Source organism: Plesiomonas sp. (genome assembly GCF_051650925.1).
Classification (GTDB): Bacteria; Pseudomonadota; Gammaproteobacteria; order Enterobacterales; family CAMTGL01; genus Plesiomonas.
In genome coordinates this window covers 1-13,220 of record NZ_JBOFRH010000373.1, presented here as the reverse complement: position 1 = coordinate 13,220, position 13,220 = coordinate 1, and the positions used below count along the sequence as shown (strand labels likewise).

Genomic DNA, 13,220 nt, shown 5'->3' with positions numbered 1-13,220 from the left:
CCGCCGGTTATATCAGCTCTGAGTACAAAGACATTATGTCATTTGCGCTGCTGATTGGCGTGCTGCTGTTTATGCCAACGGGGATCTTAGGCCGACCTGAGGTGGAAAAAGTATGAATAAGCAGAGCTTCACCCATGCGCTATTTTGTGCCGGCATGTTAATCGTACTGACCTTTATGTTGATGGGGTTACGCCTGACCTCGGAAGGATCACAACTGGTTGTCAGCGGCGCGTCTGACGGGCATCTGACGCTGATTTTTGGTGGCGCACTGCTGCTGTTTATTGTGCAATTACTGCGCCCTGCGCTCACCCGTGCCGTGCTTGGCATTGCAGCGCGCCTACCGGCAAGCGGCACATCGTCATCCGCTCGGCTGGCCTTGCCGCAACAGATGCAGACACCCCCTGCTCGTCGGGCAATGGTCACGCTGGCTGTGGTTGCCGCGCTGCTGTTTCCGTTCATCGCCTCACGTGGGGCTGTCGATATTGCCACCTTAACCCTGATTTATGTGATGCTTGGGCTGGGGCTGAATGTAGTGGTCGGGCTGGCAGGGCTGCTGGATCTGGGCTATGTCGGGTTTTATGCAGTCGGCGCATACACCTACGCCCTGCTCAACAGCTATTTGGGTTTCAGTTTTTGGCAAGCGCTACCGCTGGCGGGCATGATGGCCGGTCTGTTTGGTTTTCTACTCGGCTTTCCGGTACTGCGCCTACGTGGTGACTATTTAGCCATTGTCACCTTAGGTTTTGGCGAAATTATCCGCATTTTACTGCTCAACCAGACCAACTTAACCGGTGGGCCAAACGGGATCAGCCAGATCCCCAAACCCACTCTGTTTGGTCTTGAGTTCAACCGTACCGTGAAGGAGGGGGGCTGGGATACATTCCACCACTTTTTTGGCCTGCCCTACAGCGGCGATAACAAAGTGATTTTCCTGTATCTGATGGCACTGGCACTGGTTTTTATCACCCTGCTGGTGATCTACCGCCTACTGCGGATGCCGCTTGGCCGAGCGTGGGAAGCGTTGCGTGAAGATGAAATTGCCTGCCGTTCACTGGGCCTCAACCCCACTATCATCAAACTCACCGCCTTTACCATTGGCGCAACCTTTGCCGGATTTGCTGGCAGCTTTTTCGCCGCACGGCAGGGCTTTATCAGCCCTGAATCGTTCACCTTTATTGAGTCGGCCATTATTCTGGCGATTGTGGTGCTTGGCGGGATGGGGTCACAAGTCGGCATTATTTTGGCCGCTATCGTGATGACGGTTCTGCCAGAACTGGCACGTGAATTTAATGAGTACCGGATGCTGCTGTTCGGGTTGATGATGGTATTGATGATGCTGTGGCGGCCACAAGGCCTGCTGCCGATGCAGCGCCCACACCTGACACTGAAAACGTCGGCAGATAAACAAAAATCCAAACAGCCCCCTCACAGCGCGCCTTCAACGGCAGCAACGGAGTTGGGGCAATGAATCAGCACACACTCAATCAGGCAGCAACAGCACCCACGGAGGCCACCATGTCAGCACTACTACAAGTCAGCAATCTGACGATGCGTTTTGGCGGCTTGCTGGCCGTCAATAAGGTGGCATTAGAGGTCAATACCGGTGAAATTATCTCGGTGATTGGTCCGAACGGTGCAGGGAAAACCACGGTATTCAACTGCCTGACCGGATTTTATCGCCCAAGTGGTGGGCAAATTTTATTTCAGGGAAAACCGACCCAGCATCTGGCCGGCCATCAGATTGCTCGGCTGGGCATCGTCCGGACTTTCCAACATGTGCGGCTGTTTAAAGAGATGACGGCGGTCGAAAATCTGCTGGTTGCCCAGCACCGTCATCTCAATACCAATCTGTTCTCTGGTTTGCTGAAAACCGCTCATTTTCGTCAGGCCGAAGCACGGGCGTTAGAGCAGGCGGCCTACTGGCTAGAGAAAATTGGCTTGTCAGCGCATGCCAACCGTACCGCCGGAAATCTGGCTTACGGGCAGCAACGTCTGCTGGAAATTGCCCGTTGCATGGTGACACAACCGAAAATTTTGATGCTCGATGAACCGGCGGCCGGTCTGAACCCGAAAGAGACCGAGGCACTCAACAACCTCATTATGGACTTACGCGCTCATTACGGCGTCTCAATACTGCTGATTGAGCACGATATGAAGCTGGTTATGGGCATCTCTGATCGTATTTACGTAGTCAATCAGGGCACACCTCTGGCCAGTGGTACACCGGAGCAAATTCGCCAACATCCAGATGTTATTCGTGCGTATTTAGGTGAAGCATGAGCGCATTGGCTCAACACGTTTGCTGTAGGCAACCGTCAAAATAAGAATCAAAACAGGGAGGTTGTATGCTTGAGCTGCACAATGTTTGTGCCCACTACGGCAAGATTCAGGCGCTGCACAATATCAATATGCAGATTGGTCAGGGTGAAATTGTCAGCTTAATTGGTGCCAATGGTGCGGGAAAAACCACGTTATTGGGGGCGATTTGTGGTGATCCACAAGCCAGCAGCGGGCAAATTATTCTCAACGGGCACGATATTACCCGCCTGCCAACGGCACAAATTATGCGTAAAGAGGTCGCCATTGTGCCAGAAGGCCGACGCGTTTTTTCACGCCTGACGGTGGAGGAGAACCTTGCGATGGGCGGCTTTTTCACCGAGAAAGCCCAATATCAGCGGATCATGGCGCATGTCTACGACCTGTTTCCGCGCCTGTCAGAGCGAAAAACTCAGCGTGCGGGAACGATGTCGGGTGGAGAGCAGCAGATGCTGGCCATTGGCCGCGCACTGATGTCGCGCCCCCGTCTGCTATTTTTAGATGAGCCATCACTCGGCCTTGCTCCGATCATCATCCAGCAAATTTTTAGCATTATTGCCCAGCTGCGCGATGAAGGAATGACCATTTTTCTGGTGGAACAAAACGCACATCAAGCGCTTAAGCTATCAGATCGTGGTTATGTTCTGGAAAATGGTCATCTCGTGCTCGCCGGTAGTGGAGCTGAATTGCTGGCAAATCCGGCAGTGTGCGAGGCCTATCTAGGCGCTTAACGCGACTCCTGATCGCCGTTTACCGCAGTATCAGTGTCAGAACGGTGACGGTTTAAGTGGGCAAAGGTGTACTCTTTGTAGCTTAAAAACAGCATCAATGCACAGGGCAGGATCAGTGCTAAAAACTGGTCTTGCTCAAAACTGTAAACAGCAACTGCAATACCCACAACAAAACTGACTACCGACCAAAACAGGCTGATCAGCAGTTTTCGCTCGGCAGCGCGCAGATCATCCGGTTGCGTACCACAATCAGCAAGATACTCGGTTAGACGAATCGTCAGCTGAATCAGGTTGCCGGTTGCCGTAGCCGTACCAATGCGGTTACGCAGCAACAAACGTGAAATGGCCGCGTGAATACCCATTGCCCCCACCCCACACAGCGCGGTCAGCCCCAGTAAAAACTCATTGAGCATACCCGAGGCATCGAGGCGGCTGCCAAATGCCATACACAACAGCAGCAGCACACTTTCGGCCACATACCAGCGCGCTTTGTAGAAAATACTGTGGCGGCTGTTACGGGTAAAACTGTATGTCACCAGCGCCATCGCAAAAACAAAAAAGGCCACACTGAGCAGTGCAAACGTCAGGGTGATTGGCGCAGATGATCCGGCCACAATCAGGTTTTGAATGATGCTGGACATAAACAGACCGCCCAACCCCAGAAAACCGATTGTATCAATAAAACCACCAACCCATGACAGCATCACAGGTTCTAACAAAAAGGGCTCTTTATGGGGGAAATCCATAGAAGTACCTCAATACTCCACATCATCCCGCAGTCTGCAAACCGCAATGATGTTATCTACAATATGGGAAGGAAAACAGGCAACCGATAGCATAAAACCGCGCGCGGCCACTATCACAGCAGTCCAGCACGGCATCAAACAACAGCGTATATTTAGGCTATCCGCTCGGATAACCCTAAACAGTGACTACAGTACCGTTTTTCATATGTGCAGGGGTTAAAACTTGTAATCAAACATGAGAGCCCGCACTGTTTGTCGGGTCTGTTTTTATCCCTTATCCAGTACAATAGCCCTCTTTCCCGCGATCAGGTGTTTAACTCATGGAACAGTTTCAATTTATCTCGGTCAGTGATGCCAAGACCAAGCTCGATCACGGCAAAGCCGTGCTGGTTGATATCCGTGATCCACAAAGTTTTCAGGCTGGCCATATCAGCAATGCTTTTCATCTGACTAACCAGTCACTGGTGGAGTTTATGCAGCAAACTGATTTTTCCACGCCGGTTATTGTCATCTGCTATCACGGCAACAGCAGTCAGGGTGCAGCCCAGTACTTGATTAATCAGGGGTTTGATGAAGTGTATAGCCTAAATGGTGGCTTTGAGGCATGGCAACGTGCGTACCCCGCTGTTGAACCATCATGAAAGCATCATGAAAGCGGAAAACCGGCAGTAATCCTGCGGGGGCAGTAGCAGGGTAAACACGGGCGGGGTAAAGTAGTCACTAATATCACGACAACTTTTGTGAGAACCCGCCATGTTGCGTTTGATGAGCCTACCCAACCCGCGCCTTGCGCAAGCCTATATCGATTATATGGCGACCCGACAGGTTACCGTCAGTATGCAGCCGGAGGCCAACGGCTATGTACTCTATTTGCATGATGAACAGCATACCGAGCTTGCCCAGCAAGCATTGGCTGATTTTTTAGAGCAACCCGATGCGGCCAAATATCAAGATGCCAGCTGGCAGCGGGCAGATACCGCCACCGCCAAACAGTTTCAATATGGCCATTTTTCCTATTTACAGGCACTCAAAGTAGGCGCAGGCCCGTTTACACTGGCAATTATGGCAGTCTGTGTTCTGGTCTACGTATTAAGCCTATTTATCGGCGAAAACGCGCTATTTAGCTGGCTGGGTTTTCCGCAAAATGCCGAACAGAGTTGGCAACTGTGGCGGCTGTTTACTCACGCCTTTTTGCATTTTTCGATTTTACACATCAGCTTTAACCTGCTCTGGTGGTGGGATCTGGGCGGGCCATTAGAGAAAAAACTCGGTTCACCCAAACTCATCCAGTTGTTTTTATTCTCAGCACTGTTTTCCGGAATTGGACAAGCATGGGTGAGCGGTATTTATTTTGGCGGGTTATCCGGCGTGGTGTATGCGTTGGTAGGATATTTACTGATCTGTGGCGAGCGAGCGCCCGAGCGTGGGGTAGCAATTCCCCGACCATTAGCGGGCTTTATGCTCGTCTGGCTGGTGTTTGGTTGGTTTGATTTGTTTGGTTTATCAATAGCCAATACCGCACACCTGATTGGCCTTATCACCGGTGCACTGCTGGCACTGTGGGATACGCGCCATACACCATCGGCCACACACCGCTAATCTGTTATACCGATAATGTACACGCAGGCGCACCAATATTTATGATGCATGATTTGTGATACATGCTAAATGCAGCCATGCTGCGTGCGCCTGTGTGTATGTGGGTTAAACCTTCGCGGTTCTCCCCTTTAACCCCGGTGACGTTTTAACCGAGGTTATGCTTCAACCTCAATCGCCCCTTTGAGCTTTTTCAGCGCATTTTTTTCTAACTGGCGGATACGCTCGGCTGAAACCTGATAGTGATCAGCCAGCTCTTGCAAGGTCGCTTTCGGTTCATCAAGCCAGCGAGCACGTACAATGTGCTGGCTACGCTCATCAAGCATATTCATGGCATCTGACAGCTGATCTGCAGCATGAGATTCCCAGTTATCCTCTTCAATGCCGTTAGCAAAATCAGATGATTTATCTTCTAAAAACAGCACCGGAGCTTGCGGTGTTTCGCGCGCTTCATCTTCCGGCCCTAAATCAAACGCCATATCCTGCGCCGACATGCGAGATTCCATTTCACGGACATCTTCCGCACTGACACCCAGCTCTTTGGCTACCATATCCACTTCATCAAGGTTGAACCAACCCAACCGCTGTTTAGTTTTGCGCAAATTAAAGAACAACTTACGCTGAGCTTTGGTGGTAGCCACTTTCACGATCCGCCAGTTACGCAGCACGTATTCGTGAATTTCCGCTTTGATCCAGTGCACGGCAAACGAAACCAAGCGCACACCCACTTCCGGATTAAAACGGCGCACCGCTTTCATCAGACCAATGTTACCTTCTTGAATCAAATCGGCCTGCGGTAAACCGTATCCGGCATAATTACGCGCAACATGAATCACAAAGCGCAGATGTGACAAAATCAGCCGCTTAGCTGCATGAATATCACCCTGATAATGCAACCGCTCGGCCAGCTCTTTCTCTTCCTCTGCCGTTAGCATTGGGAAAGCATTAGCATTACGGATATAACTTTCCAGACTGCCTTGCGGCACTAAAAAAGTCATAGATTGCATATCTTGTTGCGTCATTAAATCCTCACGTTTTGGTCGTATATCGAAAAAACAGGAGTAACAAAACTGTGGCTAATCTAGCCCAATTTCCCTCAGGGGAAAAGGGCGAATATTAACCAATTGTATCAGGTATGTCTGGGTGATACCGCACAAAATCAGGTAAAGAGTACGATATCAATACGATACCACTTTATTGACTATCATCGCGTGCAATAGTTCAGTGACAAGCGCACACACAAATGCACACCATGTCTTAATGTATATCGGGTTTATGGGGCATTGATATTTTATTTATATGAAATAAAAAGAGTCACTATCGCAGAAAATAACGATTTATCTGATCTGTGTACTCAATCAGCGGAAATCATCGTTAACTTAATCTATATACAGGGAATATAAACCAAACAGATTGGCGAAATAATGCCAGAGAGGAAAACAGAGCCAGTCATCATGAATAATAAAGCGTGTATCGCTACCACCGCGCACTCTCATTATATCCCTCAGACACTCTGCATCTGCTCCATTAATACAATGGAACAGATGCAAATAATGTCATAAAGCAGAGCGTGTAATTAAATAGATCTTAGGGCAAATTAATGGGGCAAAAAATCACGCAGATGGCGCGCCGTTGCCAGCCATGCAGCACTCCAGCCAATCATAGTGGAAACAATCAGCATAATTAGCACCTCATCCATCCCAAACCCATGCAGGGTAAACTGTGTGCCAAACACCTGCATTACCGAATTGACCTGAATTTGCAATCGCCATGCAATAACGGCATTCAGCAGCCATGCCAACAGGCCACCTGACAGCCCCAGCAGCGCACCACCATACAAAAACGGGCGCAGGATAAAGCCATCTGTTGCACCAATCAGCTTCATCACCTCAATGCTGTCACGGCGGTTAAAGATATTCAGCCGCACGCTGTTACCGATAATCAGGAATACCGCACACAGCATCAGGGTTGCCAGAATCAGCGCAGCCTGTGCCACCAGTTCGGTCAAGGCGGTCAGTCGGTCGAGCCACGTGTTATCCAGTTTGGCCTCACTGACCCCTTTTTCCGCAGCCAGTACATCGCGCAAACCGGCCAGTGCTGTACCGTGTGAGAATTCCCCTTGCGGGCGAACAATGATCACTGCCGGCAGCGGGTTATCGTTTAGCATATCAAGTGCATCACTAAACCCTGACCATTGGCGGAATTCGTTTAAGCTGTCACTCCGCGACAGGTAGGTCAACTTACTGGCACCGGGAATAGCGCGAATTGAGTCGGCCAACGCCTGTGCCTGCGGGTCAGTCAGCGATTTTTGCAAGTACACGGTGATTTCCGGCTCTGGATACCACTGGTCAGCCGCTAATGAGGCGTTCTTCCAGCCGAGATAGCACACTCCGGGTAAGGTCAGCGCGATAGCGATGACGATCACGGTCAGCAATGTGGCAACCGGTTGTAGCAAAATATCTTGCAAGCAGTTGTGCCATGCATGCCGCCACTGTTCGCGTAATCCGCCGCGTGCACGGGTAGCACGCAGTTTCTCCGGACGGCTCTTTTTACTTACGCCTTTAGCCACGGTCAGACTCCTTTCTGTGTGCGCTGATCCGCCCCTGCTCAAGGGTTAGCACCGGATATGACTTGCTGGCGATCAGTTGAGTATCGTGTGTAGCCATCAATACGGTGACACCCACACGGTTAAACTCTTCAAACAAGCGTAAAATGCTGCCCGACAGCGCATCATCAAGATTACCGGTTGGTTCATCGGCCAGCAGCAGTGCCGGCTTGTTTACCACCGCACGGGCAATGCCTACCCGCTGCTGCTCGCCACCAGAAAGCTGAACGGGCAGACAGCGCGCTTTGTCCAGCAGCCCGACTTTATCCAGTGCCGCGCTGACGCGGCGCTTAATATCATCGGCAGTGTTGCCGGTGATCACCAGCGGCAACGCCACGTTTTCGTACACGGTGCGATCCATCAATAAGCGGTGATCTTGAAAGATCATCCCGATATGGCGACGCAAAAACGGCACTTCACGGGTTTTCAACCGTGATATGTCGTGCCCGTCAAACCAGATCTGGCCATCACTTGGCCGCTCAATCCCGCAGATCAGCTTTAATAACGTACTTTTCCCCGCCCCTGAGTGGCCGGTTAGAAAGGCCATTTCGCCGGCATGCAGGTGAAAAGAGACCCCCTGCAATGCCTGACGGCCGCCCAGATAGGCTTTGCTGACCTGCTGGAAACGGATCATTTTTTACTCCTCACGGGCAAAAAGTGCCTCAATAAAGTCTTTGGCGTGGAACGGGCGCAAATCATCAATGCCCTCTCCAACACCGATATAACGAATCGGAATGCTAAACTGATCAGCGATGGCAAAGATCACGCCGCCTTTGGCTGTACCGTCGAGTTTAGTCAGTGTAATACCGGTTAACCCGACCGCTTCTTGAAACAGTTTGGCCTGACTGATGGCGTTCTGGCCGGTACCGGCATCGAGTGTCAGCATAATTTCGTGCGGGGCGTTTTCATCAATCTTTTTCATGACCCGTACGATTTTTTTCAGCTCTTCCATCAGGTGGCTCTTGTTTTGCAAACGCCCTGCGGTGTCGGCAATCAGTACGTCCACTTTGCGGGCTTTGGCAGCCTGAATAGCGTCATAAATCACCGAGGCAGAATCTGCACCGGTATGCTGGGCAATCACTGGGATCTTGTTGCGCTGACCCCAAACCTGTAGCTGCTCTACGGCGGCAGCACGGAAGGTATCACCGGCAGCGAGCATCACGCTTTTGCCTTCAGCTTGGAACTGGCGAGCCAGTTTACCGATGGTGGTGGTTTTACCCACACCGTTCACGCCAACCATCAAAATGACATACGGGCTTTGGCCCTCAACATTGAGCGGCGCTTCAACCGGCGCGAGGATCTCGGCCATCTCCTCTTTCAGAAGACCGTACAGCGCCTCTGCATCACGTAGCTGTTTACGGCTGGCATGCTGGGTCAGTTTATCGATGATTTTACTGGTGGTGTTAACCCCCACATCGGCAATCAGCAGTTGCTCTTCCAGCTCTTCAAACAGCTCATCATCAATTTTTTTGCCACGAAATAGGCTGAAAAATCCGGTACCGATATTCTGTTTGGTTTTCAGAAGGCTGCGTTTTAAGCGAGCAAAGAAGCCCTCTTTTGTCGGGCGATCTTGTACTTCCGGCTGAATGTCATCGTCGTTAAGATGTTCTTCATCTGCCGTTTCAGCGATAACAGAATCAGCAGTATCAATAACTTCGGCAACCTCTGCGCTCTCTTCGACCACAGTCTGCGGCTGTGGTTCAGAAGCAGATTCAGAAGCCAGCTCAGAGACAGGTTCTGGCTCTTTTTCCAGCTCGAGTTCCAGATCTGCTGTTGGCACAGGTTCAGGCGCAAGCGCTAAAACAGGCTCAACCATTTCAGCCACCGGTTCAGGCTCAACGGCAGCAATCTCTACGATATGTTCAGCCAATGGCGCGGCGACAGGCTCTGCATCCTGCAAATATTCCGGCTTTTGTTCTGGCTCTTTTTCCAGCTCGAGTTCCAGCTCTGCTGTTGGCACAGGCTCTGGCTCTTTTTCCAGCTCGAGTTCCAACTCTGCTGTTGGCACAGGTTCTGGCGCAAGCGCTAAAACAGGCTCAACTATTTCAGCCACTGGCTCAGGCTCAACAACCGCACTCTCTGCGGCAGGTTCAGCTGACAGCTCGACGGCCATTTCCGGCGCAGGGACAGGCTCATCGGCAGGCTTGGCAGCCGACGGGGAGATGGCATCAATAACGGGTGTGATATCCGTATTTGTCTCGGTATGGCTAGCATCAGCCTGCGGCGTTTCTGCTTCTGCAGACGGCGTTTCAGGCTCGGCTTCTTTGCGCCCTAACCCCAACCAAGACCAAAATCCACGTTTCTTTTCTTTAGTCATTTCGCAATACGACCCTGCGCAATTAGAATGTCATCTTTAATGAACTGTAGAGTTTACCACTTTCCTTGCGGTCGAAAAATTGTATGGCTAAACGATCTCCTAGTATGGCGAAAAAATCTTCCGGTCAGATCCGGATTATCAGCGGTCAATGGCGCGGGCGCAAATTGCCGGTACCCGACAGCCCCGGTTTACGCCCAACCACCGATCGGGTGCGTGAAACGCTGTTTAACTGGCTAGCACCGGTACTGCACGGCGCACGCTGTTTAGACTGTTTTGCTGGCAGCGGTGCGCTCGGGCTAGAGGCGCTGTCGCGCTATGCTGACCATGTTGTGTTGCTTGAATTTGAACGCCACGTGGCAGATACACTGCAAAAAAATGTCCGCGATCTGGGCAGCACCCGGGCCGAGGTGGTACACACTGATACACTTAACTATCTGAATAAAAACGGTAAACCCTTTGATGTGGTGTTTATTGACCCCCCATTTCGGCGCGATATGCTGACCACCTGTTGCCAGTATCTTGAGCATAATCACTGGCTGGCTGCAGGGGCGTACATTTATGTGGAAGCGGAGGTCGATGCTGGCCATCTTGCCGTGCCAGATAGCTGGCAACTGCACCGTGAAAAGGTTGCCGGACAAGTGGCGTACCGTTTGTATATCCGCTGCGCTGATGAAAATGAGTCTGAAATGGATGATAAAAGCAGTACGGATACCCACGGTTCAGAGATAAACGGGGCTGATTAAGCGATCTTTTCCTTCCCGTAATACAGTGTTTTATCTCTAGTAATGGCGATAAAACAGTCAGAAAAACCGGGCTGATCGCGATTTTTTTGTATTATTCATTGAAGCGCGCAAAATTCCCTTTTCAGGGCTTGCGCCTGCGCGCTCAATCAGTAAGGTGAGAAGAGTAGGGTTAACGGCAGTCAGCAGGTTTCTATTGCAGGCAGATGGGGTACGGCTGGTTGCCAAGACATTGATTGGCGTTGATGTTCTGACTTAGATTTTCTTAATTTGAGGGTATACCTCACCTTTTTTATGGGTGCTCGCGCATTGCACGCCGATGATTCAGGGTTGGGTTTTACGCTCAGGCTTTCACTCACTCAGCTTAGGATGAACGCGTGATGAAAAATGTAGGGCTTGTTGGATGGCGTGGCATGGTGGGTTCTGTGCTGATGCAGCGTATGCAGGAAGAGCATGATTTTGCTCAGATTAACCCTGTCTTTTTTACGACCTCACAGGCGGGCCAAGCCGCGCCGGTTGTCGCAGGGAAGCAAGGTCTGTTGCAAGATGCGTATGATATCGACGCACTAAAAGCACTGGATATTATTATTACCTGTCAGGGCGGCGATTACACCAGCGAGATCTACCCAACATTGCGCGCCAGCGGCTGGCAGGGTTACTGGATTGATGCAGCATCCACGCTGCGCATGAATGATGATGCCATTATCATTCTTGACCCCGTTAACCAGCACGTGATCCATAAAGGGTTAGATAACGGGATAAAAACTTTCGTCGGCGGTAACTGTACCGTCAGCCTGATGCTGATGGCTATCGGTGGATTGTTTGCCAACAATTTGGTCGAGTGGGTCTCGGCCGCGACCTATCAGGCCGCGTCTGGAGGCGGTGCACGCCATATGCGTGAGCTGCTGACACAGATGGGGATGTTGCAGCATGAGGTGGCCGCAGAGTTAGCCGATCCGGCATCGGCAATTTTAGAGATTGAGCGCAAAGTCACTGCGAAAACCCGCAGCGGCACACTGCCGGTGGATAATTTCGGTGTACCGCTGGCTGGCAGCTTGATCCCGTGGATTGACAAGCAACTCGATAACGGTCAAAGCCGTGAAGAGTGGAAAGGTCAGGCGGAAACCAACAAAATTCTGGGTATTGACGGTAAGCCTATCCCAGTTGATGGCTTGTGTGTTCGCGTCGGCGCGCTGCGTTGCCACAGTCAGGCATTTACCCTGAAATTAAAGCAAGATGTCAGCCTTGAGAGCATTGAGCAAATGCTGGCGACCCATAATGATTGGGTCAGCGTGATCCCCAATCAGCGTGAGATCACCATGCAGGAGCTGACCCCCGCGCGCGTTACTGGCACGCTGTCTGTACCGGTCGGTCGCCTGCGCAAGCTGAACATGGGGCCAGAGTATTTGTCGGCCTTCACCGTGGGTGATCAGCTATTGTGGGGTGCAGCAGAGCCGCTGCGCCGTATGCTTCGAGTATTGCTGACGGCTTGATGCTTTTAACGTATACGGCCACATAGATACATAAATATTTGTCGCGCGTGATCCCTCACGGCATTACGCGCGGCAGATCATCAGCTTACCACTGCTCAATATACCAGAGAGAAACAGTGCAGACTTATGCACATGCCGTATATAAATTGCCTTAAAAGCGCCTGTATTGGGGGATAACGCTCCTCTTTTTGGCAAAAAATCGATCACCTCCGCCCCAATGATTGAAAACATTTCATTAACATCATCAATTTGAGAGCAGGCTAACGTTACGGGCGGTTTCCTCGGTGCATACCCCGTGGCTTTGTTACACTGACAAAGAGGGTGAGCATCATAATGGCTAACTGTGCAATAAACATCACAATGAAGAGTGGCAATAACGGTTATTCATTGTGGGAAAAGTCCACCGGACTTGACGGTCATTGCACACAACAGACCTGAATAAATCAGACCTGATAACAACAGCATCACCCCGCCTCTGACCCTGAACAATGAGAAATAAACCCATGCAAATACCGTGGCAGGCCGCCGTAACCGCACTGATGCTTTACAGCCTAAACCTGTTTACACCGGTTTTCGCTGCAAGCCTTGATTTTAAAGGGACGCTCGCCACCCCCTTTTTTGGTCATGCGCGCGGTAGTGCGTTCAGCGCGACGCTGTTCTACGATCAAAATGCCCC

At 51.1% G+C, this 13,220-nt stretch carries 12 protein-coding genes and 1 pseudogene; 8 read left to right on the top strand and 5 right to left on the bottom strand.

The annotated features are described in order from the left end of the window. The 4 genes and pseudogenes from ACRC27_RS08540 to ACRC27_RS08525 all read left to right on the top strand — a co-directional run. Window positions 1-116, top strand: a pseudogene (locus tag ACRC27_RS08540) (High-affinity branched-chain amino acid transporter permease LivH); the annotation flags it as partial. Further along, window positions 113-1,468, top strand: a complete 1,356-nt coding sequence (locus ACRC27_RS08535) for a high-affinity branched-chain amino acid ABC transporter permease LivM (RefSeq protein WP_438639683.1) — start codon at window positions 113-115, stop codon at window positions 1,466-1,468. The pseudogene ACRC27_RS08540 and the gene ACRC27_RS08535, both read left to right, overlap by 4 nt. Before the next feature lie 47 nt (window positions 1,469-1,515). Then, window positions 1,516-2,280, top strand: coding sequence for a high-affinity branched-chain amino acid ABC transporter ATP-binding protein LivG (gene livG, locus ACRC27_RS08530; protein ID WP_438629520.1), 765 nt, complete (start codon window positions 1,516-1,518; stop codon window positions 2,278-2,280). A gap of 65 nt (window positions 2,281-2,345) precedes the next feature. Next, a complete protein-coding gene (locus tag ACRC27_RS08525) occupies window positions 2,346-3,047 on the top strand; it encodes an ATP-binding cassette domain-containing protein (protein WP_438623823.1) in 702 nt (233 codons plus the stop codon). Here the strand turns inward: ACRC27_RS08525 and ACRC27_RS08520 are convergent. Continuing rightward, the gene (locus ACRC27_RS08520) at window positions 3,044-3,793 is read right to left on the bottom strand and encodes a YoaK family protein (protein WP_438623824.1); all 750 of its coding nucleotides are present in this window, start codon (window positions 3,791-3,793) and stop codon (window positions 3,044-3,046) included. The genes ACRC27_RS08525 and ACRC27_RS08520 overlap by 4 nt on opposite strands. Window positions 3,794-4,113: 320 nt before the next feature. Between ACRC27_RS08520 and glpE the strand changes: the two genes are divergently transcribed. Together glpE and glpG are read left to right on the top strand one after the other, a co-directional pair. Then, entirely contained in the window at window positions 4,114-4,434 is a 321-nt protein-coding gene (gene glpE, locus ACRC27_RS08515; protein ID WP_438623825.1) for a thiosulfate sulfurtransferase GlpE, read from the top strand. 112 nt (window positions 4,435-4,546) lie between these two features. Then, window positions 4,547-5,392 (top strand): rhomboid family intramembrane serine protease GlpG, encoded by an 846-nt coding sequence (gene glpG, locus ACRC27_RS08510; RefSeq protein WP_438629514.1) that lies wholly within the window; start codon window positions 4,547-4,549, stop codon window positions 5,390-5,392. Window positions 5,393-5,547: 155 nt separating this feature from the next. Here the strand turns inward: glpG and rpoH are convergent, their stop codons facing one another. The 4 genes from rpoH to ftsY all read right to left on the bottom strand — a co-directional run bounded on the left by rpoH (window position 5,548) and on the right by ftsY (window position 10,311). Further along, complete coding sequence (gene rpoH, locus ACRC27_RS08505) at window positions 5,548-6,396, bottom strand: RNA polymerase sigma factor RpoH (protein WP_438623869.1); 849 nt, start codon at window positions 6,394-6,396, stop codon at window positions 5,548-5,550. Window positions 6,397-6,986: 590 nt separating this feature from the next. Beyond that, window positions 6,987-7,958, bottom strand: a complete 972-nt coding sequence (gene ftsX, locus ACRC27_RS08500; RefSeq protein WP_438639682.1) for a permease-like cell division protein FtsX — start codon at window positions 7,956-7,958, stop codon at window positions 6,987-6,989. Continuing rightward, entirely contained in the window at window positions 7,951-8,628 is a 678-nt protein-coding gene (ftsE, locus tag ACRC27_RS08495) for a cell division ATP-binding protein FtsE (RefSeq protein WP_438623828.1), read from the bottom strand. Before ftsE ends, ftsX begins: the two co-directional genes overlap by 8 nt. Before the next feature lie 3 nt (window positions 8,629-8,631). After that, a complete protein-coding gene (gene ftsY, locus ACRC27_RS08490) occupies window positions 8,632-10,311 on the bottom strand; it encodes a signal recognition particle-docking protein FtsY (protein WP_438639681.1) in 1,680 nt (559 codons plus the stop codon). An 83-nt stretch (window positions 10,312-10,394) separates the two neighbouring features. Between ftsY and rsmD the strand changes: the two genes are divergently transcribed. Together rsmD and asd are read left to right on the top strand one after the other, a co-directional pair. Then, on the top strand, window positions 10,395-11,054 hold the full coding sequence (rsmD, locus tag ACRC27_RS08485) for a 16S rRNA (guanine(966)-N(2))-methyltransferase (RefSeq protein WP_438639680.1): 660 nt from the start codon (window positions 10,395-10,397) through the stop codon (window positions 11,052-11,054). Between the two features lie 377 nt (window positions 11,055-11,431). Then, on the top strand, window positions 11,432-12,544 hold the full coding sequence (gene asd / locus ACRC27_RS08480) for an aspartate-semialdehyde dehydrogenase (RefSeq protein WP_438630488.1): 1,113 nt from the start codon (window positions 11,432-11,434) through the stop codon (window positions 12,542-12,544). The last annotated feature ends 676 nt before the right edge of the window (window positions 12,545-13,220 follow it).

What these genes read in the sequence shown, in the direction of transcription:
- ACRC27_RS08535 (WP_438639683.1), top strand. Translation starts at nt 113, where the DNA reads ATGAATAAGCAGAGCTTCACCCATGCGCTATTTTGTGCCGGCATGTTA.
- livG (WP_438629520.1), top strand. Translation starts at nt 1,516, where the DNA reads ATGTCAGCACTACTACAAGTCAGCAATCTGACGATGCGTTTTGGCGGC.
- ACRC27_RS08525 (WP_438623823.1), top strand. Translation starts at nt 2,346, where the DNA reads ATGCTTGAGCTGCACAATGTTTGTGCCCACTACGGCAAGATTCAGGCG.
- ACRC27_RS08520 (WP_438623824.1), bottom strand. Translation starts at nt 3,793, where the DNA reads ATGGATTTCCCCCATAAAGAGCCCTTTTTGTTAGAACCTGTGATGCTG.
- glpE (WP_438623825.1), top strand. Translation starts at nt 4,114, where the DNA reads ATGGAACAGTTTCAATTTATCTCGGTCAGTGATGCCAAGACCAAGCTC.
- glpG (WP_438629514.1), top strand. Translation starts at nt 4,547, where the DNA reads ATGTTGCGTTTGATGAGCCTACCCAACCCGCGCCTTGCGCAAGCCTAT.
- rpoH (WP_438623869.1), bottom strand. Translation starts at nt 6,396, where the DNA reads ATGCAATCTATGACTTTTTTAGTGCCGCAAGGCAGTCTGGAAAGTTAT.
- ftsE (WP_438623828.1), bottom strand. Translation starts at nt 8,628, where the DNA reads ATGATCCGTTTCCAGCAGGTCAGCAAAGCCTATCTGGGCGGCCGTCAG.
- ftsY (WP_438639681.1), bottom strand. Translation starts at nt 10,311, where the DNA reads ATGACTAAAGAAAAGAAACGTGGATTTTGGTCTTGGTTGGGGTTAGGG.
- rsmD (WP_438639680.1), top strand. Translation starts at nt 10,395, where the DNA reads ATGGCTAAACGATCTCCTAGTATGGCGAAAAAATCTTCCGGTCAGATC.
- asd (WP_438630488.1), top strand. Translation starts at nt 11,432, where the DNA reads ATGAAAAATGTAGGGCTTGTTGGATGGCGTGGCATGGTGGGTTCTGTG.